Source organism: Moraxella pluranimalium (genome assembly GCF_002014825.1).
Classification (GTDB): Bacteria; Pseudomonadota; Gammaproteobacteria; order Pseudomonadales; family Moraxellaceae; genus Moraxella; species Moraxella pluranimalium.
Genome location: NZ_MUYU01000026.1, coordinates 1 through 25,866, shown reverse-complemented (window position 1 = coordinate 25,866; position 25,866 = coordinate 1). Strand labels below are relative to the sequence as shown.

19 protein-coding genes are annotated in these 25,866 nt (G+C 46.6%); 2 read left to right on the top strand and 17 right to left on the bottom strand.

Annotated features, from left to right (window positions below):
• The first annotated feature begins 68 nt into the window (after positions 1 to 68).
• Entirely contained in the window at positions 69 to 2,090 is a 2,022-nt protein-coding gene (locus B0680_RS09175) for a lytic transglycosylase domain-containing protein (protein WP_078254798.1), read from the top strand.
• Positions 2,091 to 2,139: 49 nt separating this feature from the next.
• Here B0680_RS09175 and B0680_RS09170 read toward each other — a convergent pair whose 3' ends face one another.
• The 17 genes from B0680_RS09170 to B0680_RS09090 form a co-directional block, all read right to left on the bottom strand.
• Positions 2,140 to 3,081 (bottom strand): peptidylprolyl isomerase, encoded by a 942-nt coding sequence (locus tag B0680_RS09170; protein ID WP_211271270.1) that lies wholly within the window; start codon positions 3,079 to 3,081, stop codon positions 2,140 to 2,142.
• 140 nt (positions 3,082 to 3,221) lie between these two features.
• A complete protein-coding gene (locus B0680_RS09165; RefSeq protein ID WP_078254796.1) occupies positions 3,222 to 4,133 on the bottom strand; it encodes a PHP domain-containing protein in 912 nt (303 codons plus the stop codon).
• A 55-nt stretch (positions 4,134 to 4,188) separates the two neighbouring features.
• Positions 4,189 to 5,319 (bottom strand): cell division protein FtsZ, encoded by a 1,131-nt coding sequence (ftsZ, locus tag B0680_RS09160; RefSeq protein ID WP_078254832.1) that lies wholly within the window; start codon positions 5,317 to 5,319, stop codon positions 4,189 to 4,191.
• 169 nt (positions 5,320 to 5,488) lie between these two features.
• Entirely contained in the window at positions 5,489 to 6,796 is a 1,308-nt protein-coding gene (ftsA, locus tag B0680_RS09155; RefSeq protein ID WP_078254795.1) for a cell division protein FtsA, read from the bottom strand.
• Positions 6,797 to 6,942: 146 nt separating this feature from the next.
• Positions 6,943 to 7,662: a cell division protein FtsQ/DivIB gene (locus B0680_RS09150; RefSeq protein ID WP_078254794.1), complete on the bottom strand. Its 720-nt coding sequence runs from the start codon at positions 7,660 to 7,662 to the stop codon at positions 6,943 to 6,945.
• A gap of 278 nt (positions 7,663 to 7,940) precedes the next feature.
• Positions 7,941 to 8,852, bottom strand: a complete 912-nt coding sequence (locus B0680_RS09145; RefSeq protein WP_078254793.1) for a D-alanine--D-alanine ligase — start codon at positions 8,850 to 8,852, stop codon at positions 7,941 to 7,943.
• 41 nt (positions 8,853 to 8,893) lie between these two features.
• Positions 8,894 to 10,324 (bottom strand): UDP-N-acetylmuramate--L-alanine ligase, encoded by a 1,431-nt coding sequence (murC, locus tag B0680_RS09140; protein ID WP_078254792.1) that lies wholly within the window; start codon positions 10,322 to 10,324, stop codon positions 8,894 to 8,896.
• Between the two features lie 37 nt (positions 10,325 to 10,361).
• A complete protein-coding gene (gene murG / locus B0680_RS09135) occupies positions 10,362 to 11,450 on the bottom strand; it encodes an undecaprenyldiphospho-muramoylpentapeptide beta-N-acetylglucosaminyltransferase (protein ID WP_078254831.1) in 1,089 nt (362 codons plus the stop codon).
• A gap of 141 nt (positions 11,451 to 11,591) precedes the next feature.
• The gene (gshB, locus tag B0680_RS09130) at positions 11,592 to 12,548 is read right to left on the bottom strand and encodes a glutathione synthase (RefSeq protein ID WP_078254791.1); all 957 of its coding nucleotides are present in this window, start codon (positions 12,546 to 12,548) and stop codon (positions 11,592 to 11,594) included.
• A gap of 27 nt (positions 12,549 to 12,575) precedes the next feature.
• On the bottom strand, positions 12,576 to 13,229 hold the full coding sequence (gene pyrE / locus B0680_RS09125; RefSeq protein WP_078254790.1) for an orotate phosphoribosyltransferase: 654 nt from the start codon (positions 13,227 to 13,229) through the stop codon (positions 12,576 to 12,578).
• A 116-nt stretch (positions 13,230 to 13,345) separates the two neighbouring features.
• Positions 13,346 to 14,224 (bottom strand): translation elongation factor Ts, encoded by an 879-nt coding sequence (gene tsf, locus B0680_RS09120; RefSeq protein WP_078254789.1) that lies wholly within the window; start codon positions 14,222 to 14,224, stop codon positions 13,346 to 13,348.
• 141 nt (positions 14,225 to 14,365) lie between these two features.
• The gene (rpsB, locus tag B0680_RS09115; RefSeq protein ID WP_078254788.1) at positions 14,366 to 15,112 is read right to left on the bottom strand and encodes a 30S ribosomal protein S2; all 747 of its coding nucleotides are present in this window, start codon (positions 15,110 to 15,112) and stop codon (positions 14,366 to 14,368) included.
• 375 nt (positions 15,113 to 15,487) lie between these two features.
• Positions 15,488 to 19,108: a chromosome segregation protein SMC gene (gene smc, locus B0680_RS09110; RefSeq protein WP_078254787.1), complete on the bottom strand. Its 3,621-nt coding sequence runs from the start codon at positions 19,106 to 19,108 to the stop codon at positions 15,488 to 15,490.
• Between the two features lie 151 nt (positions 19,109 to 19,259).
• Complete coding sequence (locus B0680_RS09105; protein ID WP_158078320.1) at positions 19,260 to 20,612, bottom strand: L,D-transpeptidase family protein; 1,353 nt, start codon at positions 20,610 to 20,612, stop codon at positions 19,260 to 19,262.
• 338 nt (positions 20,613 to 20,950) lie between these two features.
• Positions 20,951 to 22,141 carry a polyphosphate kinase 2 gene (ppk2, locus tag B0680_RS09100; protein WP_078254785.1) on the bottom strand — a complete coding sequence of 397 codons (1,191 nt, stop codon included), beginning with the start codon at positions 22,139 to 22,141 and terminating at the stop codon, positions 20,951 to 20,953.
• Positions 22,142 to 22,541: 400 nt separating this feature from the next.
• The gene (locus B0680_RS09095; RefSeq protein WP_078254784.1) at positions 22,542 to 23,690 is read right to left on the bottom strand and encodes a glycosyltransferase; all 1,149 of its coding nucleotides are present in this window, start codon (positions 23,688 to 23,690) and stop codon (positions 22,542 to 22,544) included.
• Positions 23,691 to 23,702: 12 nt separating this feature from the next.
• Entirely contained in the window at positions 23,703 to 24,191 is a 489-nt protein-coding gene (locus B0680_RS09090; RefSeq protein WP_078254783.1) for a peroxiredoxin, read from the bottom strand.
• Positions 24,192 to 24,504: 313 nt separating this feature from the next.
• Here B0680_RS09090 and B0680_RS09085 point away from each other — a divergent pair, with 313 nt between their 5' ends.
• The gene (locus tag B0680_RS09085; protein WP_078254782.1) at positions 24,505 to 25,818 is read left to right on the top strand and encodes an NCS2 family permease; all 1,314 of its coding nucleotides are present in this window, start codon (positions 24,505 to 24,507) and stop codon (positions 25,816 to 25,818) included.
• Positions 25,819 to 25,866 lie beyond the last annotated feature (48 nt).

The following is a 25,866-nucleotide window of genomic DNA, read 5'->3' as shown; positions in this document are numbered from 1 at the left end:
TACATCCAAGCAACCTTGATTTGATACCCTAGACAAACCTTTATCCATCATTTGACATTAGATGAGTTATGAAAACTTTTAAGATTACCAAACTTCACTGTGCGACCCTGCTATGTGCCATCGGCGCTATCACCCAAGTGGCGTGCGCCAAAGGCAATGCCAATGATGGCAGTATTTATCAGTTCATTGATGCCGACCGCCAAAAATCCAATATGAGCGCCTTATACAATTACGAACAAAGTATGCAAGGCACGCTGTTTGGCGTCTATCCGACCTATTGGCGACTCAATGCCAATCTATCAAGCCAAAGCCCAAGCACGGTCAATGACTTTGTACGCCAATACCCAAGCAATGTCATGAGTGAAAAACTCGCCGCCGACTATGCCGAGACCAAAGCCCGTCAAGGCGACTACGCATCGGTGCGTGCTGTGGCAAATAGCATCGAAAATCCCGATACATCCGAAGCGTGCGCTATCGCTCTAGGATTCAACCAAAGCGATGACAGTATGCGTGCCCTATACCAAAAACCCAATGTCTGGCTCAACACCCAAATCAATCAATCCTTATGCGATAAGCTTGCCACCGAGATGAGCAGTAACCCACGCATCACCAATACTGACAAGCACGAACAGCTGGTGCGTATGCTACGCATTGATAAGCGTCAATTATCTAGCCGTCAATCACCACTGGATAAAACAGGCGATATCATGACGCTCATTAATCAGTTGAACTTACCAATCAGTTATCAAATTATTAATGAAATTCGCAGTAATCCCAATGCGTTTTTGACCAGATTTCAACAAGAACCTTATAGCGATGCTAATCAATATCTGTACATCTACGCCATCAGTCAGCTGGCACATCGCTCGCATTGGGAAGCCTTGACACAGCTCAACTACGACATCAGCCAAGACAACAACCGCAGTCAGCGACTGATTTCTGAAATGGCTCGTCGCTATGCGTGGCGTAGCATTGCCGTCAAGCGGATGAATGTCAATACCGACGAAGGCTTTAGCATGGATTCGGTGACTTATTTCAAAAATAGCTTAGGCGAGCCGTTTAACTACGAAGAAGCCGAAGACTACGCACAAGCCGCCATTCACTTTAGCCAATGGCAAGATGTCATCAACGCCATCGGTGCAATGACCGCAGTACAGCAGCAAGAGCGTGTGTGGCAGTATTGGCTGGCTCGTGCTTATGAACAAACGGGCAAATCCGCCGATGCCAAGCGACTGTATGGCAATCTGTCATCAGGTATCGACTACTATGGACTACTTGCCAAAGACCGACTGGGTCAGCGTCTGACACCCTCAGATATCGGCGGTAATGTTTTGCCAACTGTCACCACCCAAGATGCCGAGCGTGTGATGAATAATGACTATTTTGCCCGTGCTTATCTACTCATGCAAAATAACGCAAGCCTTGAGCATATCAACCGTGAATGGAACTGGGCAGTGCGTAAGGCTCGTGAAGCAGGCGATACCGCACTGATTCTGGCAGCAGCGACGAAGGCGCACAATCTGGGCTACTACCATCGCAGTATCCAAGCCATCGAGACGACGGATAACCTAAGAAATGCCGCCCTATCGCACCCAATGCCGTATTATGACAATACCATCCGCCACAGTCGCAATGTCGGCATTGACCCTGCGTGGGCATATGGCATTATGCGTCAAGAAAGTCGCTTTCAGCCATCGGCGCAGTCAGGTGCAGGCGCTGGCGGTCTGATGCAAATCATCCCGGGCACTGCCAACCAAATCGCTCGTGGCATGGGTGAGAGCGCAGGCAGTATGAGCGACCCTGATACCAATATCCGCTATGGCACATGGTTCTTAAGCGACCTTGCCAATAAAGCAGGCGGTCAAATCGCCGTCGCCACCGCAGGCTACAACGCAGGACCGGGCGCTGCTCGCAAATGGATTCCTAAGCATGGCAGTATCAGCGCCGACCAATATGTCGAAGCCATTCCCTACGCCGAGACACGTGCCTATGTCAAGCACGTGATGGAAAATGCCACCATTTATAGCGTGCTACTGGGTCAATCGACACCGATTAGTCAGCGTATGGGTACGGTCAATCCGTCGTTCTAATCATAAAAAACGCCAAATATCAATGATTTGGCGTTTTGTTTTTAGCTTATCACTCTTTGACAAGCTGAATCGTCTGACGGGTATCACAGATCCCCATCCCGCCTGATAGTGGTACAGCAAACCATTCACCCTGCATATGGCGACGGGCATCGATGACATCAACAAAGGTCTGACTGTCGGTCTTGAGCGCATCAAACTGCATCTGCTCAGACACTGTTAGGTTTGTGCCGACACGGATGGATTTGATACCCATTGGCGCGGGCTGATCATCGGTATAAAATCCCATCGAGCCCTTGCCACGAGTGAGCGTGCTCAGATGCTCAATGCCATGCACCACACGCCCAACCACAGTGATTTGACGGTCAATATGTCGTGCAGGCTGACCAATCATCACATACAGCTCAGTAGCATTTGAGCTATCAGGCGCATTATCACGAGCTGCACCCACCATGCCATAGCAATGCACCAAAAACGCTTGATTATCCTTCACCGCCACAGGATAGCCATCCACAAAGCCGATTTGATCCGAATAAGGCTCTTTGTCCCCAAGTGCCGTCAAGCGAATGCTGTCTTTGGGTATGCTAAATTCTGCTGGTAATTTTTGGGCATCTTTTGGCAATGGCTTGGCAAGGATATCGGTCTCATAATCAAGCGCACCAAATTGCGCCACATAATTATCCTGCACACGATACACGGTCAAATCATCCCAATACTGCTGATTGGCAAGTAGGCGAATTTGCTTGGCGTGCTCTGGCGCAAAAGTATCATTCAGCTCCATCACCACCTTAGCATCATTGGCAAGCGTGATATAAATCAGATTACGCTGGTCAAGTCGATACCAATCCGACTTTGGCGATGCTGCCAAAATCTCACTCACACTGCGGTAAGTAGGTGTAATCGTCGTGGTCACACCATCCGCCATAGCAGGGGCAGCTAGACTGATGGCAAGTGTCGTAAGTAGCGCTGTGCAGAGTGAGCGAAGTGTTGGCATAATCATCCTTGCAAAACTAATAAAAAAAGCGTTACAACATCGTAACGCCTTGCATTGTAGCATAAAATAATCAGATTAAAAATATGTTTAATTCAAATAATCTGATTGCCGCTATATTTAAATATATTCAAACTTGCCAATCACTCTACCATCACAGACGGTTTAAATTTCGTCCACACGCCCACTTGCCCTGCTTTTGGCTTGGTGGTCACGCCAAGCTTACGCCATGGCATATTACTCCCATGAAAATCACTGCCCAATGACACAAGTAGCCCATGCTTAGCAATCGCACGACTGACCATATCCACCGTGCTAATCGGTTCATTGTTCGGCAATTCACAAGCATCGCCGCCACACTCGGCAAAGTCACTAATCAGCTTTTGGGTGCGTGTCGATGACAGCTTATAACGGGTCGGATGCGCAAGCACCGCAAGCCCACCGCAGTCATGAATCAGACGCACGGCATCCGCCATACTGATGGTGTCAATGGCTACATAGGCAGGCTTATTATCCGCCAGATATTTATCAAATGCCGCCTGTACATTATGCACATAGCCCATCTCATAGAGCACCTGACCGATGTGCGCACGCCCCACCGCTCTGGCATTGCCACCTGCTTTGATAAGCACCGCTTGCCACAGATGCTCACTCAAGGCTTGCGCATCCACCGTATCATCGCACAAAATCTCCCCAAGCTTTTGTACCATCAGATAGCCCCGCTGATGACGGCTATCTTGCAAAGCTTGTAGTGCGGTGTGCATTTTGGTCACATCATCAAAATCAAGCGCCACCACATGGATGATTTTATCAATCTCACGATGCTTGCCATAGCCACCTGTCACCGTATGCTGACAGCTGATTTCGACACCGTTAATCAGTCGTATGCCAAGCTCATCGGCGGTGTGCCGTGCTTCATCAATCCCCATCACCGTATCATGGTCGGTCAAAGCAAAGACATCAATACCCATCTGCCCAGCCTTAGTCAAAAGCTCGGTCGGCGTATTCGTCCCATCAGAACAGGTGCTGTGTGCGTGCAGGTCTATTTTTGGCATAAGTCATCAAAAAACAAAGCCCTACCGCATAGTAGAGCCTTGTTGTGTTATACGATTAGCTGTTTTTTTGTTGTTGCTGTTGTTGCAAGTAGCTACCAACGCTGATTGGCTTTGGTGCACCTGGGCGTGCTTCAGCAACTGGCTGAGCCTGTTGTGCGATAGCGCTGGTGTGGCTTGCCAACTGCTGAGCTTGTTGTGCTTGTACTGCTGGCTGTGCCGCTGCTGGGCGAGTGTTGACAGTCAGACCTGTAGCAACCACAGTCACATGGATTTCGTCGCCCATGTTGTCATCTTCTACCAAGCCATAGAATACGTTGGCATCATCCGCCATCAACTCTTGACCTTTGGCAACGATGGTCATCACTTCATCCATGCCAACGCCTGAGCCGATGATATTGATAATCAAGCCTTGAGCATTGCGTAGATTTAGGTCATCAAGTAGTGGCGAGCGGATGGCTTTTTCCATCGCTTCAGCAGCGCGCTCATTACCGCTAGCACGACCAATACCCATCATCGCATGACCTTTGGCAGTCATGGCAGTGCGTACATCCATAAAGTCAATGTTAATCACACCAGGGTTTACGATAGTTTCGGTCAAGCCGTTTACCGCATATAGCAATACATCGTCTGCTTTTTTGAAGGCATCAACCATAGTTAGGTTGCGGAAAGCTTGGGTTAGCTTATCGTTTGGAATGGTGATGATAGAGTCCACGTGCTGTGTCAATGCTTCGATACCACTTTGAGCAGCAGCAGTGCGACGCTTACCTTCAAAAGTAAATGGCGTGGTCACAACAGCAACAGTCAAGATGCCCATTTCTTTGGCGATACGAGCAACCACAGGCGCTGCACCCGTACCAGTACCACCACCCATACCAGCGGTGATGAATGCCATGTCGTAACCTTCTAGCATCGCACGGATTTCATCTTCGTTGCTCTCAGCAGCATTGCGACCCACTTCAGGATTCGCACCTGCACCTAGACCACGAGTCGCTTCAGCACCGATTTGGATTTTGTTCGGTGCTGATAGTTTGTTTAGTGCTTGTAGGTCAGTGTTTGCACAGACAAAGGTGATGCCTTTGACGTTTTGGCGAACCATGTGCTCAACAGCGTTACCGCCGCCACCGCCAACACCGAACACGATGATACGTGCTTGACCATTGGTTTCAGGTTGGAACTCGTCTGCCATTCCGAATTTCATATGCTACTCCAAGAATTTAGTAATAAAAAGCAGGGTACTCTTTGCACAGATTTTCATCCATCAATCAAGCTGTACAAAAAAGCAAATACAGTGCAAAATCACACCAAGTCATTAAATTGACTAATTATCGCATTTGATGAACAATTTAGCAAATCAATTAAGCAACTTTCTTGAACAAAGCAATAACAATTTGCCATTTTTGCATAAATTTCGTCCAAATATCCGCCAATGGATTGCTATATTCTTCGGCAATATGGGCGATTTGCTGGTCACGGGCAAATTGCTCACTACCGCTAAACAAAAATAAGCCAATCGCTGAATGCAGTGTATTGTCTTCCAAATGCTTCTTGAGTGATTTGATGGTGTCGTCACTCAGATGCTTTGGGTCAAAATGAATGTTGGTTGGCTTGGCGATACGACGCACAGGGATACCAAAGTTTGTGCGGATAAACCCTGTCAAGCCATCCATCTGACACGCACCCCCTGCCAAGACCACGCCTGCATCTAGCGCATGGAATAGATTAGCCTTAGTCAAGCGGTCAAATACTTCGCTAAAAATCCCATAATATCGGGCTTCGATGACCTGATTGAGTTCACGGCGAAGCATGGTTTTTTCGTGCTTCGTGCCTTTTTTATAAATCACGTGCGAGCCTAGACTATAACGCTCGGCATTGAGCGTGCCTTCTTGGCGTTTAAAGCTTTCGGTATCATCCAGCGCAATGCCACACTCTTTGGCAATGTCCAAATCCACCGTGCGTCCGCCCACAGCGATACAGTCGCTATAAATCAGCACGCCTTCGTGATATACACAAATCTTAGTCATACTAAGACCGATATCGATATAGCACACGCCTTGCTGTTTTTCGTTGTTGGTCAAGGCATAATGAGCACCAGCAACCCCATCAAAAACTGTGGTACGGTCTGTGATTTCATCATCTTGAATCAAATCAAGTATTTGCTGATGCGTACTCGCCGGCAAGCTCATGACGTGATTATAGACATGAATCTGCTTGGATCGCAAGCCAATCGCATCTTGCACCTGCTCATCGGTATCAAGCATGACCATCTGCTGACAGCACTGCAATAAGGTGCGATCTTGTCTAGCCAAGTCATCTTCGATCAACTGCTGAGCCAAATGCACATCCTGAGCTTCAATCAGCCCCGACTCGTGCATCACATCCACCGTACGCATATCATTGTCTGATGTCATAAGCGGTGTTGAGAATGAAATCAAGGGATTGTAAATTCTCACGCCTGCCATGTCTGTCGCTTCTTGTAGCGATTTATGCACGGCTGATAATAGGTGCTCACGATTTACAATTTGACCCTGCATAAAGGCGTCAGTATGCGTAAGGCCGACTGCGATAATCTTGGGACGCGCGCCTTCTTGGGTGTTTTCAAATTGACCAATCACGGTGCATACCGCTGATGAGCTGATATGCATGACCGCTTGTAGATTTGCCATCGTTATTCAAATTCTCAATTATCAAATAAAATACACTTATCCACAAGGATAAGAAAATCCAACAACCATCTTGTTCAACAAAACAAGCTTAAGCGAATGATGATGACCGCCCATCATTCATTATTTGGCTTTGCTAATCATCAGCATTAGCGATGCTTATAAGCGATTGCAAAACCGTTTTTATATCTTAAATCCACAGAAGCGATTTTGGCAACTTCTGATTTGAGCTGACCACTAAGCTGTACAGATAAACTGTATAATTTTTGCTCAGTATCTTCATGATCCACCACCACTCGCAGTCCATTGTCAAAGACAATCACCCAAGTTTGGCGTGGGGTCAAAATCATATCCACAGCGTGCAAATTCAGTGGCGCAAACCACGTATTGATACGACGCATTTGACGCATGACATTGACGGCTTCTTTGGGGCGGCTGTACAGATTGGCAAGCGACTTATCCATCACTGCCTTTGGGTCGGCGGGCGTATAAACCACACCGCTAGCATCCAGCATCTGCTCACTACCAAAGTTCGCCACTGGAATTCTTGGCTTGACCGATACCATCACGCCCTTGTCCCAATCTCGATACACATTGGCACTACCCACCCAAGACAACTCACTGACCACTCGATGGATTGCGGATAAATCCGCCCCAAAAAACTGCACCTTGCCCAATGGCTCAACCGCCTTTTCAAGCGATGCCACTTCAGCATCGGTCAGATTGCTCGGCTCAATCTGTATCGCACGATATTCAGCTGTATTGGAAAAATACAACAACACCGCCACAATGACAGCCAAAAACAACACGCCAAATACATTGATTTGCCATGGTTGAAACTGTGGGCGTTTGCGTGCAATATCGGTCATGAAATCTTAAGCTAAAATTACCAAAATATCACTGGATTTGGTATCATTAAAACAACTTTTCGCCCCAAATCGCAAGACTTAGGGAAAATTAGCATATGTTAACGCATTTTTATAATAAGTAAAAGATATAAATTGGAAAAACATCCCCAAAAACCCCATATTTTACACAAGGTTACACTTTACTGGATGTCAAGCGATAAAAAAACCCAACAATCGCTATAATTGATGGGTTTTTTGATAGTTTTTATAATTTTTGATTAATATTTCAAATCATAAAATTATAGCGTCTGTGCCAAGATTTGTACGCACAATGACGCAAAATCCATGCCACGAGCTTTTGCCGCCATCGGCACAAGGCTATGGTCTGTCATGCCCGGTACGGTATTAATCTCTAGGATATACAGCTTGCCATCATCTCCTTTTAGGAAGTCTACACGAGACCAGCCCTTGCCATCGATGGCAGCGAACGCACGCTTGGCAAGTTCTTGCATCTCACGCTCTTGCTCGTCGGTCAAATCCGATGGGCACTGATAAGTCGTGTCATTGCGCAGGTATTTGGCTTCATAGTCATAGAACTTGCCAGTCGGGATGATGCGAATGCTTGGCAAGGCTTCATCACCCAAGATAGAGCAAGCGTATTCACCGCCTGTAATGGCAGGCTCAGCCAAGATTGCGCCGTGATACTGCTTGAGTGTCGGATAGACTTTGGCAAGCTCGCCTGCACTCTCGACCATCACCACGCCCACGCTTGAGCCTTCGGCGGCTGGCTTGACAAATAGTGGCAAGCCAAACTCTTGTTCAACCGCTGCAAAATCGCTGTTATCATCGAGCACCACATAAGGGACATTTGGCAAATTAAACCCCTGCCAAATCAGACGGCAGCGAAACTTATCCATCGCAATCGCAGATGCTAGCACGCCGCAACCTGTATAAGGGATGCCAAAGCCATCAAGCACCCCTTGTAAGCTACCATCTTCGCCAAAAGTACCGTGTAGCACATTGAACACACGGTCAAATTCACGCAGTTTTGAGATGTCGGTTTCTTGTGGGTCAAAGTGATGCGCATCCACGCCCTTTGATAGCAAGGCATCAAGCACCGCCTTACCACTGTTCAATGACACTTCACGCTCACTACTAAAGCCACCGCAGACGACGGCAACTTTGCCAAATTGGGTTACATCAATACTCATAATTCTCTCACAATATTAAAATTTATTAAAATAATTCATCATTATAGATATAGATTATTATCACGCAATTCTAGGCAAATTTGCCCCACATTGCCTGCCCCTTGGGTGATGAGCAAGTCATTGGATTTGAGCACTCGTTTCATGGTGCTTGCCAAGTCATTTTTATCGACCAAAGTCGGCTCAACTTGTCCACGATGGCGGATACTGCGAGCCAAAGCCTTCGTGTCCGCACCGACAATCGGCGCTTCACCTGCTGAATACACATCCAATAACAACAGCTCATCGACAGCTGATAGCACATCGACAAAGTCATCAAAGCAATCACGGGTACGGCTATAGCGATGTGGCTGGAACATCATCACTAGGCGGCGGTCAGGATAGCTTTGGCGAGCAGCTTTGATAGTCGCTGCCACTTCGGTTGGGTGATGACCATAGTCATCAATCAATAGCACATCGCCATCATCAATGGCTACTTGAGCTTGTTTTTCAAAACGGCGACCCACGCCGGCAAATTTCTCAAGCGCACGAATGATAGCATCATCATCCACGCCTTCATCAGTGGCAAGCGTGATGGCAGCAAGTGCATTATAGACATTGTGCTCGCCCGGGACATTGAGTGTCAAAGACAGTGGCTCACGGTCTTTACGCAGGACAGTAAAGTGCGTCTTAGCACCATCAACCACCAAATCCACCGCGCGCACATCATTGTGCTCTTTTAGACCAAAGGTCAGCACAGGACGCGCAATGGCATCAATCATGCCAAATAGCACTTCGTCATCGCCACACACGGCCGCCAAGCCATAAAATGGCATATTTTGTAGAAACTGAATGTAGGCTTGCTTAAGCTTTTCAAAGCTACCTTCATAAGTATCCATGTGGTCTTCGTCGATATTGGTGACGATGGCCGCCATCGGACGAAGTGACAAGAATGATGCATCTGATTCGTCGGCTTCGGCAACGAGATAGCGAGATTGTCCAAGTGCAGCATTTTTGCCTGAAGCGTTGAGCTTACCACCGATAACATAAGTCGGGTCAAGCCCCGCTTCGGTCAGCATCATCGTCAGCATACTGGTGGTCGTGGTCTTGCCATGCGCCCCTGCCACAGCGATACTGTGACGATAACGCATCAGCTCGCCAAGCATATCAGCACGGCGTACCACAGGTAAGCGAGCGGCAAGCGCCGCTTGAATCTCAGGGTTGGTCTTATCAATCGCTGATGACACCACGACCACATCGGCATTGTCGATATTGCTGGCATTATGACCGATATAGACAATCACCCCTAGACTGACCAAACGCTCAGTGACTGCACTGGCTTTGATATCAGAGCCAGTCACCTTATAGCCTTGGTTGGCAAGCACTTCGGCGATACCGCACATCCCTGCCCCACCGATACCGACGAAGTGGATGGTTTCGATGCGACGCATTTCTGGGATTTCAATCAAGCGTTTTGGCAGGGATTTTTTGGACATGGTAATTCCTTTGGTGTATAAATTTTAAATAAATAAATCAGCGAATGCTATTTTCAATGATATCAGCGACGGTTTGCGCCACATCTGCTTTGGCTTGGCTACGAGCGATGATTGCCATCTCTTGACAGCGACGACGGTCAAGCTTATCTAGCGTCTCAGCAAGTGCTTGTCCTGATAAGCTAGACTGCGGCATCAAAATCGCCGCCCCTGCATCCACGAGCACTTTGGCATTAGCGGTTTGGTGGTCGTCCACAGCGTGCGGTAGTGGCACAAAAATCGCCGCCACGCCTGCCGTCTGAATCTCGGTCACTGTCAGCGCCCCTGCTCGGCAGACAATCACATCTGCCCATGCATACGCCGCTGCCATATCATCAATAAATGGCTTAAGCTCCACGATATGCTTAGTGGTATCGATATCCGCCTGCGAATAGGCAACGAGCATCTGCTCATGATTATCCTTGCCACATTGATGGCGCAGACTGATTGGGCGATTAACCTTATCAAGCATCTCAACCACTGCTTGGTTGATTGCCATCGCACCCAATGAACCGCCCACCACCAGCACCTTGAGCGCTGAGTCATCATTGGTATCATAGCGCACTTCAGGGCGAGCGATTTGAATGATGGCATCACGCACAGGGTTGCCCACCGTGATGACTTTGGCATCGCTAGCAAACGCCCCATCAAAGGCTTGTAGCACCTTATCGGCATAGCGAGCTAGGTTCTTGTTACTCATGCCGACGATGGCGTTTTGTTCATGGATGATGAGCGGTTTTTTGCTCAATTTGGCAGCCAATCCGCCCGGTGCAGTGACATAACCACCAAAGCCCACCACCACATCGATGGCATGGTCGCTGATGATTTGGCGAGCCTGCATCACCGCCTTGAACAGCATAAAGGGCAATTTCACCATACGAGCCAAACCCTTGCCACGAAGGCCCTGCATCTCGATATGATGCATCTGATAGCCGTGCTTAGCGACCAAATCATTCTCCATCCCTGTCGGCGTGCCAAGCCAATGAATGGTCGCACCACGAGCCGCCAATTCATCCGCCACTGCCAACGCAGGAAACACATGGCCGCCCGTGCCTGCCGCCATCATAAGCACATTGATTTTTTTTGTCATAAAATTATCCATCAAGCCATCTTAAAAACCATCTATTTTCAATGACTTTTGTGGCAAATTCAAGCAAATTTTCTTTAGTTTTTTGTCAATGAACTTGCCGTGATTGAGTAAATGTTGCTGTTTACTAAAGCCATGTCAAAGCTATGCCACAGCCAAGCGATTTTCGATAAATTCAATAAAATCAACGGCAATCTGCGTACCACATTGATCATCAATCTCACGCACGCAAGTTGGGCTTGTGACATTAATCTCGGTAATCAAGCCACCAATGACATCCAGACCGACAAAATACAGCCCCTTTTCAAGCAAAGTCGGTGCAATCGCCATCGCAAGCGCTCGTTCACGCTCACTCAGCGGCATCGCTACACCACGCCCACCAGCAGCCAGATTGCCCCGTGTCTCGCCCGTGCTTGGAATACGAGCCAAGCAATAATCCACAGGCTTGCCACCGACAATCAGCACTCGCTTATCGCCTTCGGTGATAGCAGGAATGTATTTTTGTGCCATAATTGGCAATGTACCAAGCTCGGTCAGCATCTCAAGCGTCGCACCGATATTGGGACTATCCGCCGTCAAACGAAAAATCCCCATACCGCCCATGCCGTCAAGCGGCTTGACAATCACATCGCCATGCTCTTGGATAAACGCTCGGATGTGTGATTGCTTATTGGTGACGATCGTCGGTGACATCAGATCGCTAAACTGCGTGGCAAATAACTTCTCGTTGCAGTCCTTGACCGACTGCGGATCATTGACCACCCACACGCCTGCACGCTTGGCATAGTCAAGCAGGTGCAAAGCGTACAAAAATTTCATGTCAAAAGGTGGGTCTTTACGCATCAAAATCACATCGAATGCGGTAGCAGGCACGGTTGCCATCTCGCCAAGCTCATAAAAATGCTCAGGATTGCGATACACCGCCAAAGGCTTGGCATCGATTTGCAATTCACCACGATCAAGCCATAAATCATCGATTTTACAATAGCTTAGCCCATGCCCACGCTCAGATATCGCCCACGCCATCGCAAGGCTTGTGTCTTTTTTATAATTAATCGTCGCAATCTCATCCATGACGATCAAAAAATTCAGTTTTTTCATAATCATATCTTTTTGGTTAATTAATCATTATTCATCAATGCCATACTGGGCGCGATAGGCTTGCATCGCAGATAATTGCTCAGCCGTACCGTGATTGGCAACATAATCAGTGATGTCATCCATCGTCACCAATGCCAATACGGGCACGCCAAGACTCTCGCCAAGCTCTTGGATAGCAGATTTATCGCCCTGACCTTTTTCTTTGCGGTCAAGTGCAACAATGATACCTGCGACACTTGCCCCTGCTTTATCCAAAATCTCAACCACTTCACGCATCGCCGTGCCTGCGGTCATCACATCATCAATGACCCAGACTTTTTTGCCTGATAAGTCAGCACCCACGAGCATACCGCCTTCGCCATGATCTTTGGCTTCTTTGCGGTTGTAGCCCCAGTTGGCATTGATGCCGTGTTGTGCCCACAAAGCTTGAGCGGTCGCCGCTACAAATGGAATGCCCTTGTACGCCGCCCCAAAAATCACCAAATCATCGGTATTTGCCTGCTTTGCCAGTGCATCAGCATAGCCTGTGGCAAGTACGCTGAGTAGCTCGCCTGTCGATAGCAGACCTGCATTAAAAAAATACGGGCTGACACGGCCTGATTTTAGGGTAAATTCACCAAATCTAAGTACATTGTTTTTTAGAGCAACTTCAATAAATGCTTGTGGGTTGAATGCTTGCATGATATTTCCTAACTGATGGCATAAATTATGGCTATTTTACTCTGATTACACAAGTTTTACAAATACCAAAAAAGCCCAGTTCAATGAACTGAGCTTTATGATTTGCAAAAAGCAAATTATGCTTGTGCAGCAGCTTGAGCAGCAGCAACTTCAGCAGCGAAGTCTTCTTGCTTCTTCTCGATGCCTTCGCCAACTTCAAGACGCTTGAAGCTAACAACAGTTGCACCTTCAGCTTTTAGGACATCGCCAACTTTCTTTTCATTGTCCATAACATATGGTTGATTAACCAAAGTTACTTCGTTTAGGTATTTTTGGATACCGCCAGTGATCATCTTCTCAACCACTGCTTCTGGCTTGCCAGATTCTTTAGCTTTGGCTTCGATGATGTCTTTTTCGCGAGCTAGGATGTCAGCTGGTACATCAGCTTCGTTGACTGCTAGTGGGTTGAATGCAGCCACTTGCATTGCGACAGCTTTACCAACTTCTTCGTTGCCACCTTCGAAAGATACAACAACGCCGATGCGCAGACCGTGACGGTATGCAGCAAGGTTAGCACCTTCGATGACTTCTGCACGGCGAACTTGGATGTTTTCACCGATTTTTTGAACCAAAGCGATACGAGCTTCTTCAACAGATGCGCCGTCGCCATATGGTAGTGCTGAAATTGCTTCAACATCAGTGGTGTTGTTCGCTAGTGCCAATTCAGCAACTTTGTTTGCAAATACGGTGAAGTTTTCGTCTTTTGCAACGAAGTCAGTTTGGCAGTTTACTTCTAGAAGTAGTGCTTTGCCTTCGCCTTGAGCGATAACGATAGCACCGTCAGCAGCGATGTTGCCAGCTTTTTTGGCAGCTTTGGCTTGACCTGATTTGCGTAGGTTGTCAATCGCAAGTTCGATGTCACCATTTGCTTCTTCTAGTGCTTTTTTGCACTCCATCATGCCAAGACCGGTACGGTCACGCAATTCTTTTACAAGCTTTGCAGAAACTTGAGTCATTTGGATTACCTTTGAATTATCAATGAGTTTGAATGATGGCTTGTTTGACCAAGCCATCATAGCACAGTTTTATGACCAAATTGTGTCAAGCAATACTGTATCAATGATTGTATCAATATTGCTTAGTGCCAAAACTTGGGCTTATTCAGCAGCTTCTACTGCTTCTGCTTGTGCGCCGCCTTGAGTTTTTGCATACTCTTTACCAGCGATGATAGCATCAGCCATAGCAGTTACATATAGATTAACGGCACGGATTGCGTCGTCGTTCGCCGCGATGACATAGTCAACATTGTCTGGGTTTGAGTTGGTATCAACGATACCGATAACAGGGATACCAAGGTTTTTGGCTTCTTTGATTGCAATCGCTTCGTGGTCAACGTCAACGACAAATAGCGCATCTGGCAGACCGCCCATGTCTTTGATACCACCTAGAGCACGCTCTAGTTTTTCCATTTGGCGAGTACGCTCAAGTGCTTCACGCTTGGTTAGCTTAGCAAAAGTACCGTCTTCAGCTTGCTTTTCAAGTTCTTTTAGACGAGTGATTGACTGGCGAAGCGTTTTCCAGTTAGTTAGCATACCGCCCAACCAACGATGGTCAACATATGGCATACCAGCGCGTTGTGCTTGCTCACGGATGACCGCAGATGCTGCACGCTTAGTACCAACGAACAAAATCTTGTTGCGAGCTGCTGCTTGCTTGTTCACGAAAGTTAGTGCTTCGTTGAACTGCTTAACAGTGTGCTCAAGGTTGATGATGTGAATGCGGTTACGAGCACCAAAGATGTATTGGCTCATTTTTGGGTTCCAAAAACGAGTTTGGTGACCGAAGTGAGCACCTGCTTCTAGCAAGTCACGCATTGAGATTTGAGTTGGGTTCTTGTCTGACATAAGAGTTCCTAAAGTTTGGGTTACGCCTCCACGAAATCAAAAATACCGAATCTATCAGCACGCATCTAGCGGTTTGGCTAAATTATTCAAGCTCATAGACACCCCGATATTCAACACACCGCAAGCAGATGCTTGGGTAAATTTCGTGTGTGTAGTGTAAAGTTAAATTAAAAAAATACGCCCATTTATAAAAATGGACGCATTATTATAGCAAAAATTGCACGAAAAGCCAAGCTAATTTATCTCTAAATTAGCGGTTATAATGATTGAATTTCAATGTCTAAATATATGCCACAAAAGTGGTGTTAATATCACTTTTGTGGCACAAGCTCAATCACCATAAAATCCGAGCCATCTTTAATCGACATCCAACACTTAAACCGTCGGCTCCAAATATTGCTCCGCCTCTTCTAGATTGACCGTCACAAGGCTTGAAATCCCTGCTGTCGGCATGGTGATGCCTTTGAGCTCATCGGCAATTTGCATGGCAAGCTTATTATGACTAATAAAGATAAACTGCACATCATCCGCCAGTTCATGAATCAGTCCCGTAAAGCGTCCGACATTGGCATCATCAAGCGGCGCATCCACTTCATCAAGCACACAAAACGGCGCTGGATGCTGTTTAAAAATCGCAAAGATTAGACTTAATGCCGTCAAGGTCTTCTCACCGCCAGATAATACCGCTAGGCGTGAGTTTTTCTTGCCTTTTGGCTGTGCCATCAGCACAAGCCCTGCCCGCCATTTATCCGCCTTGGATAGACTCTCATCTTCCATTAGGCTTAAGCTTGCTTGACCACCGCCAAACACCTTAGAAAATAAGGCATTAAGCTCTTTATTCACCGCATTCAATGCCGTCAAAAACAGCGATTTGGTCTTCTCATCAATCGCTTTGATGGCATCTTCAAGCTTTTTCATACTGTCGGTGATGTCTTGGATTTGCTCATCCATCGGTGATACACGCGCCTCAATCTCGGCAAGCTCGGCGGCGGCGGCTAGGTTTACCGCGCCAAGCTTGGCGATTTGCGCTTTGATGTCTTCTCGTTTTTGGCTATGGTCAATAAACTGCTGGTTGGGATTGGCTCGAAACTCTGCCAAAGTCGCCGGCAGATTAAAGCCTTCATCAAAGCGTAGCAATTCATCGCCCAAATCCTGCATACGGCTCTCGCCCACCGCTGCATCGGCACTGATTTGTGCAGACTGTGCTTGTGCGGTGGCAAATTTGCCATGCGCTTCGGTCAGCTCATCTTGCAGCTTGGTTTGCGCAATTTGTAGTGCTTTGGCAGCGGCTTCGTATTCATCGCTTGAGATTTTGAGCTCATGGCTCATCATCTTGGCAGCCTTGAACGCTTCTTCAAGCTTTGGTAATTTTTCTTGTAAGGTTTCTTGGTGTTTTTTGGTGACTTCAATGTCTGCCGTCGTCTGCGTGGCGCTGTTTTTTGCCATATCAAGCAGGCGTTCGGCATGGGTTTTGCTTTGGCTTAATGTGCCAAATTTCAGCTGCATGGCTTGATAGGCATCGTTTTTGGTCTTGACCAATTGGTTGGCTTCATCGATGCGTGTCGTCAGCACCGTCATCGCTTGATTCGCCATCTCAAATCGTGGGGCGAACTCGGTTAATTGCGCCTGATACTCGCTCATCTGCGCATCAAGTTCGCTCATCTCTTTTTGGTGCTCTGCTCGCTCATCATCCAGTGCTTGGCGGTTTTTGGCGTGGTTGTCACGGCGGATTTTGTCCGCTTCAAGCTTGGCGGTCAGTGTGGTCAGGGCTTTTTCGGCGCTGTGTAGCTGTGCGGTGGTGGCGGTTTTTTGGGCGATGACTTCTTCAAGCTCAATTTTGGTCTGCTCAAGCAGATTTTGCTGGGTTTTGAGCTGTTTTTGGTCAGCGCCCAGTGCATCTTCTAGTGTATTAAGCTCATCTTCGAGCACGGCAAGTCGCTCGATATGTGCTTGTTTTTGCGCAAGAAATTGACTGCCCGTTTCCCCAAAACGGCTGATATGCACCATACCAAAACTGCCAATCAACCAGCCTGTCTTGGTCAAAATCATCACGCCAATCAATTGGCTTGTATCCATCTCATCAAGCGCATCATCGCCTGTATATAAAAAGGTACGCCCAAAAATCTCCAAAGTCGGCGTGCTAAATAGCTGATCTAGGCGAATCAATCGCCCGCTGATTGCTTTGGGTAATTTGGCAATCGCATCGCTTGCCATGATGGCGCTGGTGGTGATGGCGGTATCGCTTTTTTTACCTGATTTTAATAATAAATTCACACCATCTTTGGCGGGTGCGCTTTGCGTTTGAGCCATCGGCAGCTGCGCGCTGAGCTTAGCACCAAGCCAAAAGCCCAAAAATTGATCCAGCACGCTGGCATATTCATGCCCTGCACTGCTTGGCATCAGGCTACTTTCAAGACTTGGCAAGTCTTGCAAATCATTATTATCACCTGCTGCCGCACTATTTTGATTGGTGGTCGGTGTATGCACAAGCTTATGTAAAATATCATATTCACCCATCAGCACCGCATGGCGTTTTTCTTGGGCTTGAGTGCTGGCTTGTAGCGCCTTGACAGCATCGCTAAGGGTATCATGGCGAGATTTGAGCTCATCATGATCAGATAGATTATCAAGTTTAAGTTTAAGATTAGCGATTTGTTCTTGATAGGCTTTTTGTTCGGTTTGTTCTTGCTTAATATCAACAAAGCTTGCTTGTTCGGCATCGAGCGCATCACTGCGTTTTTGCCATTTGATTTGAGCATCTTTTAGGCGAGCGATTTGTGATTCGGCAAGTTTTTTGCGATTGTCCAAATTATTCTTGTCTTGGGTGATGGCAGATAGCTCATCACGCTGTTTTTGCCAAGCTTCTTGGGCGTCACTTAGCACCTGTTTGGCATCATTCACCGCCTGCTCAAGCGCCATCGTATCAGGGGTGATATTGGCAAGCTGACTATCAATCTCGGCAAGCTCGGCGGTGGCGTGCTCGATATTGGCAAGCGCTTCTTGGTGCTGAGCCATCAGGCGAGTGATTTTTTCATCGCTTTGGGCAAGCTCGCTATTGACGGTATAAAAATTGTGCTGAGCACTCTGCTCTGCCATCTGCGCATTGTGGTATTTATCCCGCGCTTCGTCTTTGAGCCATTGACCTTCGGCGACACGAGCAGACAGCGCATCGAGCTCACGGCGTACCCGAGTGACTTCCATCTCAAGCTTGGCAAGCTCATCACTAGATTTGCCCTGTTCGCCTTTTTTGAGCTCGTGATATTGCCACGCTTCGAACAGTCGGCGCACCAAATCATCACGGTGCAATGCCTGCAATTCATCGCTCAAGGCTTGATACTGCTTGGCGGATTCGGCTTGGCGGATGAGTGTTTTTTGTTGTTTTTTGAGCTCGCCTTGTAGGTCGGATAAGCGCTCAAGGTTATCTCGGGTCTCGGCAAGTTTCTTCTCGGTATCGGCTCGGCGTACCTGATAGCGTGAGACGCCTGCGCCTTCTTCGATGAACTCACGCAGCTGCATGGGGCTAGACTCAACGATACGCCCAATCATCCCCTGCTCAATCACCGCATAACTGCGCGCGCCAAGCCCCGTACCCAAAAACACATCCACCACATCACGGCGACGCACTCGCTGACCATTGATAAAATAATCTGACTTGCCATCTTTGGTGACTTGTCGGCGTAGGCTCAGCTCTTGGTAAAGGTTCAATTCATGGCGGATGCCGTGCGTCTCATCTTGGGTGTGCTCAAACACAAGCTCAACACTGGCAAGACTTTTGGCGGCTCGCCCTTCGACACCGGCAAAGATGACATCGCTCATCGCCCCACCACGCAGCTGCTTGGCGGATGTCTCGCCCAATACCCAGCGGATGGCATCGATGACATTGGATTTGCCACAGCCATTTGGCCCGACGATGGCAGTGATGTCGTGCTTGAAGGTGAATGTGGTTGGGTTGGCAAAAGATTTGAAGCCGGCAAGTTTTAGGGATTTGAGTCGCATTCGTCTGTCGTCGATGTGAAATAAAATGGCTATTTTAACAAATTTTGGGGTGGTTGTGGGGTTTGCATGAATTTTTGGTTTGGACAAATAAATAAATCGCACGACAAATCAGTCATGCGATTTATTTATCAAACGCTACCCAATCATTATCTTATAAAATTTCGACTTCAGCACCTTCTTGGATAACACCGTATAAACCAAGCGCATCCCAGTTGGTTAATCGGACACAACCAGCAGAACTTTGCTTGCTAATCATTTCTGGTTGCGGTGAACCATGAATGCCATAAGTTGGCTTACTGATACCTAGCCAAACTCGACCCACTGGATTATTAGGACCAGGTGGCAAAGTTGCGTTTTTATTTTTTGGCGTTTTATTATAATAAGGGTCAATCACGCGACTTGTCACTGTGTACTTGCCAGCAGGGGTTGGTTTTGGCGCACCCACAGTTGTTGGATAGCTTGCCACCAGCTCGCCTGTCGCATCATACGCATACAAAATATTTGCTTTGCGATCCACTTTCACACGTGTAACAGGTTTCATATTTGGTTGCGAGGGATTATATACGGTAATCACAGAACCCTCTTTGAGCGGAATATCTTTATTTAACTCACTCAATAAAGCCTCGCTCATATGAAATTTTTCAGCAATCGCTTCTTTAACTGTACGATATTGCTGTCCACGTGGGTGACGCGGCAATGAAACATCTTCTTTGGTTAGCTTATAACTCACCATCGCAGGCTGATTGCTTAAGTTTGCATCTTTGGTAAGTGCCGCCCAAGTTTCTGCATTCATGGTTTCGGTGACTTGCAAGCCATGCTTTTCTTGAAACACGTTCATTGCTTTGATAGTATTCTTACTAAATTTACCATCGACCGCCCCAACGCCATGATGATTCCAATTCAACAATGCTTGAATTTTTACAATTTCATCGCGACTCAACTGTGCGGTCTGGACAGCTTTTGCTGTAGCTTCTTTTGAATTAGTTGATTGTTGTTCACCTGTCTTGGTAGCAATTTGATTGAGCTGTTTTGAATCAACCGAATTAGCATTGGCGGCCGAGGCTTGCCCATCCACTGAGGCGACAGCACTCTTATCAGTATCAGTTTCCATCTGTTGCTGAGCTGTCAATTCGGCAGGATCGCGCCATACAGCCTGATTAATAGCAATTGCATCTGCACTCAGGCTATCGGTACTAAAAGCGATTTCAGGCAATGCCTCGGCTAATCGTTTCTCAATCTCGCTATCGCCACGAAACTGCTGGCTAGTATTTGGCGCCTGCACCACTGCAGGCTCTTTAGGCGGTGCATCGTCTTGAACCGGCAACTCAGCTTGTGATGCAACACTATCCGAAGATTTAGCATTTGGCTCACTCTTGGCTGTCGAATGTTGATTTGATAAAAATGATTGCAATTTTTGAGCAGAAGCTTCATCACAGGCTGATAAAGTAATCACACTCGCACCAATTAATGCCGCATAAAGCGCATGATATTTTTTACAAAACATCATCTTCCCCTTGAATAAATTAAATCTCACAATTATACCAATATTTTAGTATTTATTTTGTAAATTTTTCGTAACAAGTGCCAAAAAAACTCAATTGCAGCACTGACCAATATTTTTACATCTAATCAATATTGAAAACCTGCTATTAATATTCAGCCATGCATTAGATTTTCTTTTAAGCTTTATTGAGCAGACAGTTCCATACAAAAGAGCACATAACAAAAACACCCCAAAAGCTACATAACTTTTGGGGCGCAGTTCACTTTTTTCATTTTTTTGCATCAATCAAGGATGCTTTACCAACCACTTCTCAATGAGAAAGATGGTCTAGACCGTTATTACTTCTTGGTGGTCTTTTTGGCAGCAGGCTTTTTTGCTGCAGGTTTGGTAGCTTGTTCAGTTTGGCGAGCGACTTTGGCCGATGCAACCGCCAAGCTTGTGTGCTCATCCATCTCATACAACGCACCAGCACGGCCAACGATTAGCGGGTCAATATTGCCAATTTGTGATGAATCTTTGTTTTCGTAGTTCATCTTGTTGAGTACATAGCGCATGGCGTTTAGGCGAGCACGTTTTTTGCAGTCAGATTTGATGACAATCCAAGGTGCTTCAGCGGTGTCTGTATTAAAGAACATCGCTTCTTTGGCAAGGGTATAATCATCCCACTTGTTCAATGATGCTTTATCAACTGGTGATAGTTTCCATTGTTTCAATGGGTCATTCTCACGGCTTGCAAAGCGAGCACGCTGTTCTTCACGGCTGACCGAGAACCAGAATTTCACCAAATGAATGCCTGATTCAACCAAATGTTTTTCAAATTCAGGTACTTGGCGCATAAAGGTGCGGTATTCATCATCGGTACAAAAGCCCATAACACGCTCAACCACAGCACGGTTGTACCATGAGCGGTCAAATAGCACGATTTCGCCAGAAGTTGGTAGGTGCTGAATGTAGCGTTGGAAATACCATTGACCACGCTCTTGGTCGGTTGGTTTTTCTAGAGCGACAACACGTGCACCACGTGGGTTTAGGTGCTCCATAAAGCGTTTGATTGTACCACCTTTACCAGCAGCATCACGACCTTCAAAGATGATGACCAGTTTTTGACCAGTGGCTTTGATGTGATGTTGTAGTTTTAGCAATTCAATCTGTAGTTTGAATTTTTGCGCTTCATAATTTTTGCGGCTTAGGCGATTTTTGTACGGATAACCGCCTTCACGCCAGTTGTCTGACAGCTGAGTATCTTTTGATTTATCAGTGCGTACTTGGCTGACGATGCGAGCCGCTGGCAGATATTCGTTTAATGCTTGGCTAAATTCAGCCAACTCTTCAGGGGTGGCGTGCTCTAGCAAATCTTCAAGTTGGCTTACAGTTTTTGGCATGGTTTTTGGCTCGGCGACCTTTTTGGCAGGTGGCTTTGGTGCTGTTACTGCGGTGGTCGCAGATTTGGCTTGAGCTGTTGTTTTTTTGGCAGTGGCGGTGCTAGCTGGTTTGCTAACAGGGGTTTTTGGCTTGGTGTCAGTTGACATAAGAACTCCTATAATAAAAGTGAAAAACAACAAAAACCATGAGCGTTCGCCATGCATTGCTAGGGTTATTTTTATATTAATAACAATGCAATCGCTAATAAACTCTGTTTAGTATAGTACCATGATAATGCGCATGAATCAACTTAAAAACCATGCATAAACAGGACTATGCTTATGCATAAATTCATCGGCTTTTGCTACGATGATTATTTAAATTATAACTATATGTTAATAAATAATTACTTATCAATTAGACGATGCTTGGGTTTTGATTTGGATAAAAGAGCGAAACTCAGTGTAAGTTAACAATGAGTTGGTACAAGCTTAAGATTTTGCGCTTACAGACTAAGTCTTGATGCCCAGATTTTGATACTTAAGCTTGATACTTAAGCTTTGATAATTAAGGCTTAAGGCTTTGATACACCGAAAGAGTCTGCTCAACCATCTCTTCAATCACATATTCATGCGTCATCGCAGGGCGGATGCGATTGGCTAGGTGAAATTTGATGGATTTGCACAATGACAAGGCGGTTTGTTCTTTGACCAGTCCTTGGGGGTATAGGTCGGTAAGAATATCGGCAAACGCCCCCTTTGCCCAGCCGACAACTGGCGTGCCTAGATGAATGGCTTGCAGTGCAGTCATGCCGATACTCTCAGGGCGATTGGCAAGGGCAAGCACGACATTGGCAGATGACAGCCAGTCTTTTTTGTCAGGGGGATTTTTGCCGACATAGCTGACTTTATCGCTAAGATTGAGTGCGTGCAGCCGTTGTACAAACTCTTCATAAAACACGCACTGATGCATACGAGTGCTTGGGTCGTCATCCATGATGATGGCATGAATGTTGGGGAATTTTTCTTGTAGGTTTCCTAATATATCTACAAGCCATTCTTGCCCATATTCTTGACCGATAACTGTGGGGAAAACCAGCCATTTTTTGTGCTCAAGCTCTGGATACTGAGCAAAGGTCTGATGTAGCCAATGCACTGATGCATGATGACGATAAGGATATTTACGCACATCAACGCCACGCGGCACACAGACAATATCAAATTCTGCTTGACACTCTATGTCGTCATCATTGGCAATATTACCCAGTTTTGTTTTGAAATATTTATCAATACTCTTTGATGCACTAATCAATATATCTGCATCAAATAGTGCTTTTGAGTAGCTGTTCAATGGATAAAAGCCATAAAGGCTTGAAACGATTTTTGGGCGCATCGTTGCAGGATAAGGTCTGAGTGCCCAGTGTAGCACCCATGCAGGGGTGCGTGAATGCACATGGATGATGTCAGGCTGATGTTCATTGATGAGCTGTCTTAGGGTGAATACATGGCGTAATGCCCACCAGCTCTTTTTTGGCATTGGCATCTGATGATAGATTGCGCCATCTCGTACCAATCGTGTCACCAGCTCGCTGTCTTCATCTGCACCACCAATGATAATCGACTCATGACCCGCCTTGATGAGTGCGTGCGAAATCGGATAAATCCCCCGTTCGGATTCATCGTGCTTAAGTGATGATGACAGCTGTAATACTTTCATGACAATTTTGTGTTAATTTTTCAAAAATTCTAATAAATTTGCCACGTGTTCTTTGGCTTTGACATTACGAAAACTGCCAATCATCACGCCATCTTTATCATACACAAAAGTCGAACGCACCACGCCCAGATGTGTCTTACCATACATCATTTTTTCTTTGATGACATCAAAATGTTGACACAGGCGCTCATCGGTATCGCTGATAAGCTCAATTGCCAATGACTGCTTATTGATGAAGTTTTGGTGTGATTTGACGCCATCTCGTGAGACGCCGATGACATGATAGCCAAGCTTGGTAATCTCATCAAAATTCACCGTAAAATCAGTGGCTTGCACGGTACAGCCTGCGGTGCTATCCTTTGGATAAAAATACAGCACCAAGCCTTGATTATTATCTTTAATCAGCGTTGATAGATTCACGCTTTGTACTTCACCTGCGGCAGTGACTAGCTCAAAGTCATCGGTGGGCAGAGCGATTTGCTCTTGAGTATTTTTTAGCATGATAAATCCTGTCAATTCTTTATGGGTAAAATTGCTACTATTTTACCAAAATTTTGATATAAATCCCATTAAAAGCCGTATCTGTCAGTAAATATTTGGCGATTGATACAGTTTTTTGTAAATTTGTTATCTTTTATTTGCTGTTTTGACCTGTTTTGCGGTAAAATTATCTATTTTTATCATAGGATGTGTTAAGCGATTATCACATCTATTTTTTTATAAAACCTAAAGTCAATATTGATAAATATTGGTAAAATGCACCGCCAATGACATGGCTTTTGTGATGTATTGGTGATTATTGCGTGGATTGATTATGTCTTTATCTTCATTATTTCAACTGTCTGAGCGTGGCTCAAGCGTCCGCCAAGAAGTGATCGCGGGTCTGACGACTTTTTTGGCGATGGTGTATTCGGTGATTGTTGTGCCAAATATGCTGTCGCAAGCAGGATTTCCGGCTGAGTCGGTGTTTATCGCTACTTGTTTGGTCGCAGGGCTTGGCTCGATTTTGATTGGTCTGTGGGCGAATGTGCCGATGGCGATTGGTTGTGCGATTTCTTTGACGGCGTTCACGGCGTTTAGCCTAGTGCTGGGTCAAGGCGTGAGCATCCCTGTGGCGCTTGGGGCGATTTTCTTGATGGGTGTGGTGTTTACCTTGATTTCGGTCACGGGTATCCGCGCGTGGATTCTTAAGAATTTGCCATCGTCCATCGCGCATGGGGCGGGTATCGGTATCGGTCTGTTCCTATTGCTCATCGCTACCAATGGCGTGGGCTTGGTCGTTGCCAATGATGCCGGTCTGCCTGTCAAGATGGGTGAATTTACATCATTGCCTGTGCTGATGTCGCTTGTGGGTTTGGCGGCGATTATCGGTCTTGAAAAGCTGCAAATCAAAGGCAGTATCCTGTGGGTGATTATCGCCATCACGGTGATTGGTCTGATTTTTGATCCAAATGTCAAATTTGACGGCAATGTGCTAAAAGTGCCAAGCTTTGGCGCTGAGTCGTTATTTATGCAGATGGATGTGATGGGTGCATTGAATGCAGCGATTTTGCCTGTGGTATTTGCGCTTGTGATGACGGCGATTTTTGATGCGACGGGTACGATTCGTGCGGTGGCAGGTCAAGCCAATCTACTGGATAAAGACGGTCAAATCATCAACGGTGGTAAGGCACTGACTTCTGACTCAATGAGCAGTATGCTGTCGGGCGTGTTCGGTACAGCGCCTGCGGCTGTGTATATCGAGTCGGCGGCAGGTACGGCAGTGGGCGGTAAGACAGGCTTGACGGCGATTGTCGTGGGTGTGTTGTTTTTGCTGATGCTGTTTTTCCAACCGCTGGCGTTTTTAGTGCCGGGTTATGCGACTGCGCCTGCGCTGATGTATGTGGGTCTATTGATGCTCAGCAATGTCTCAAAGCTTGATTTTGATGACTTTGTCGGTGCGATGAGTGGCCTTGTGTGCGCGGTGTTTATCGTCTTGACGGCCAATATCGTGACAGGTATCATGCTTGGCTTTGGTGCATTGGTGCTGGGTCGTGTGATTAGCGGTGAGTTTAATAAGCTTAACATCGGTACGGTGCTGATCGCCATTGTGCTTGTGGCATTTTATGCGCTTGGGTATGCGATTTAATCAATCCCAATTGACAAAACCCTGCTTGATTGAACCGCACCCCAAAAG

Coding starts and splice junctions, on each gene's coding strand:
- gshB (WP_078254791.1), bottom strand. CDS start 12,548: ATGAAAAAACTGAATTTTTTGATCGTCATGGATGAGATTGCGACGATT.
- rpsB (WP_078254788.1), bottom strand. CDS start 15,112: ATGTCAGACAAGAACCCAACTCAAATCTCAATGCGTGACTTGCTAGAA.
- B0680_RS09145 (WP_078254793.1), bottom strand. CDS start 8,852: ATGAGTATTGATGTAACCCAATTTGGCAAAGTTGCCGTCGTCTGCGGT.
- smc (WP_078254787.1), bottom strand. CDS start 19,108: ATGCGACTCAAATCCCTAAAACTTGCCGGCTTCAAATCTTTTGCCAAC.
- murC (WP_078254792.1), bottom strand. CDS start 10,324: ATGTCCAAAAAATCCCTGCCAAAACGCTTGATTGAAATCCCAGAAATG.
- ftsZ (WP_078254832.1), bottom strand. CDS start 5,319: ATGGCAGACGAGTTCCAACCTGAAACCAATGGTCAAGCACGTATCATC.
- B0680_RS09150 (WP_078254794.1), bottom strand. CDS start 7,662: ATGACCGATATTGCACGCAAACGCCCACAGTTTCAACCATGGCAAATC.
- B0680_RS09105 (WP_158078320.1), bottom strand. CDS start 20,612: ATGTTTTGTAAAAAATATCATGCGCTTTATGCGGCATTAATTGGTGCG.
- ftsA (WP_078254795.1), bottom strand. CDS start 6,796: ATGGCAAATCTACAAGCGGTCATGCATATCAGCTCATCAGCGGTATGC.
- pyrE (WP_078254790.1), bottom strand. CDS start 13,229: ATGCAAGCATTCAACCCACAAGCATTTATTGAAGTTGCTCTAAAAAAC.
- B0680_RS09085 (WP_078254782.1), top strand. CDS start 24,505: ATGTCTTTATCTTCATTATTTCAACTGTCTGAGCGTGGCTCAAGCGTC.
- B0680_RS09175 (WP_078254798.1), top strand. CDS start 69: ATGAAAACTTTTAAGATTACCAAACTTCACTGTGCGACCCTGCTATGT.
- B0680_RS09170 (WP_211271270.1), bottom strand. CDS start 3,081: ATGCCAACACTTCGCTCACTCTGCACAGCGCTACTTACGACACTTGCC.
- B0680_RS09165 (WP_078254796.1), bottom strand. CDS start 4,133: ATGCCAAAAATAGACCTGCACGCACACAGCACCTGTTCTGATGGGACG.
- B0680_RS09095 (WP_078254784.1), bottom strand. CDS start 23,690: ATGAAAGTATTACAGCTGTCATCATCACTTAAGCACGATGAATCCGAA.
- murG (WP_078254831.1), bottom strand. CDS start 11,450: ATGACAAAAAAAATCAATGTGCTTATGATGGCGGCAGGCACGGGCGGC.
- ppk2 (WP_078254785.1), bottom strand. CDS start 22,141: ATGTCAACTGACACCAAGCCAAAAACCCCTGTTAGCAAACCAGCTAGC.
- B0680_RS09090 (WP_078254783.1), bottom strand. CDS start 24,191: ATGCTAAAAAATACTCAAGAGCAAATCGCTCTGCCCACCGATGACTTT.
- tsf (WP_078254789.1), bottom strand. CDS start 14,224: ATGACTCAAGTTTCTGCAAAGCTTGTAAAAGAATTGCGTGACCGTACC.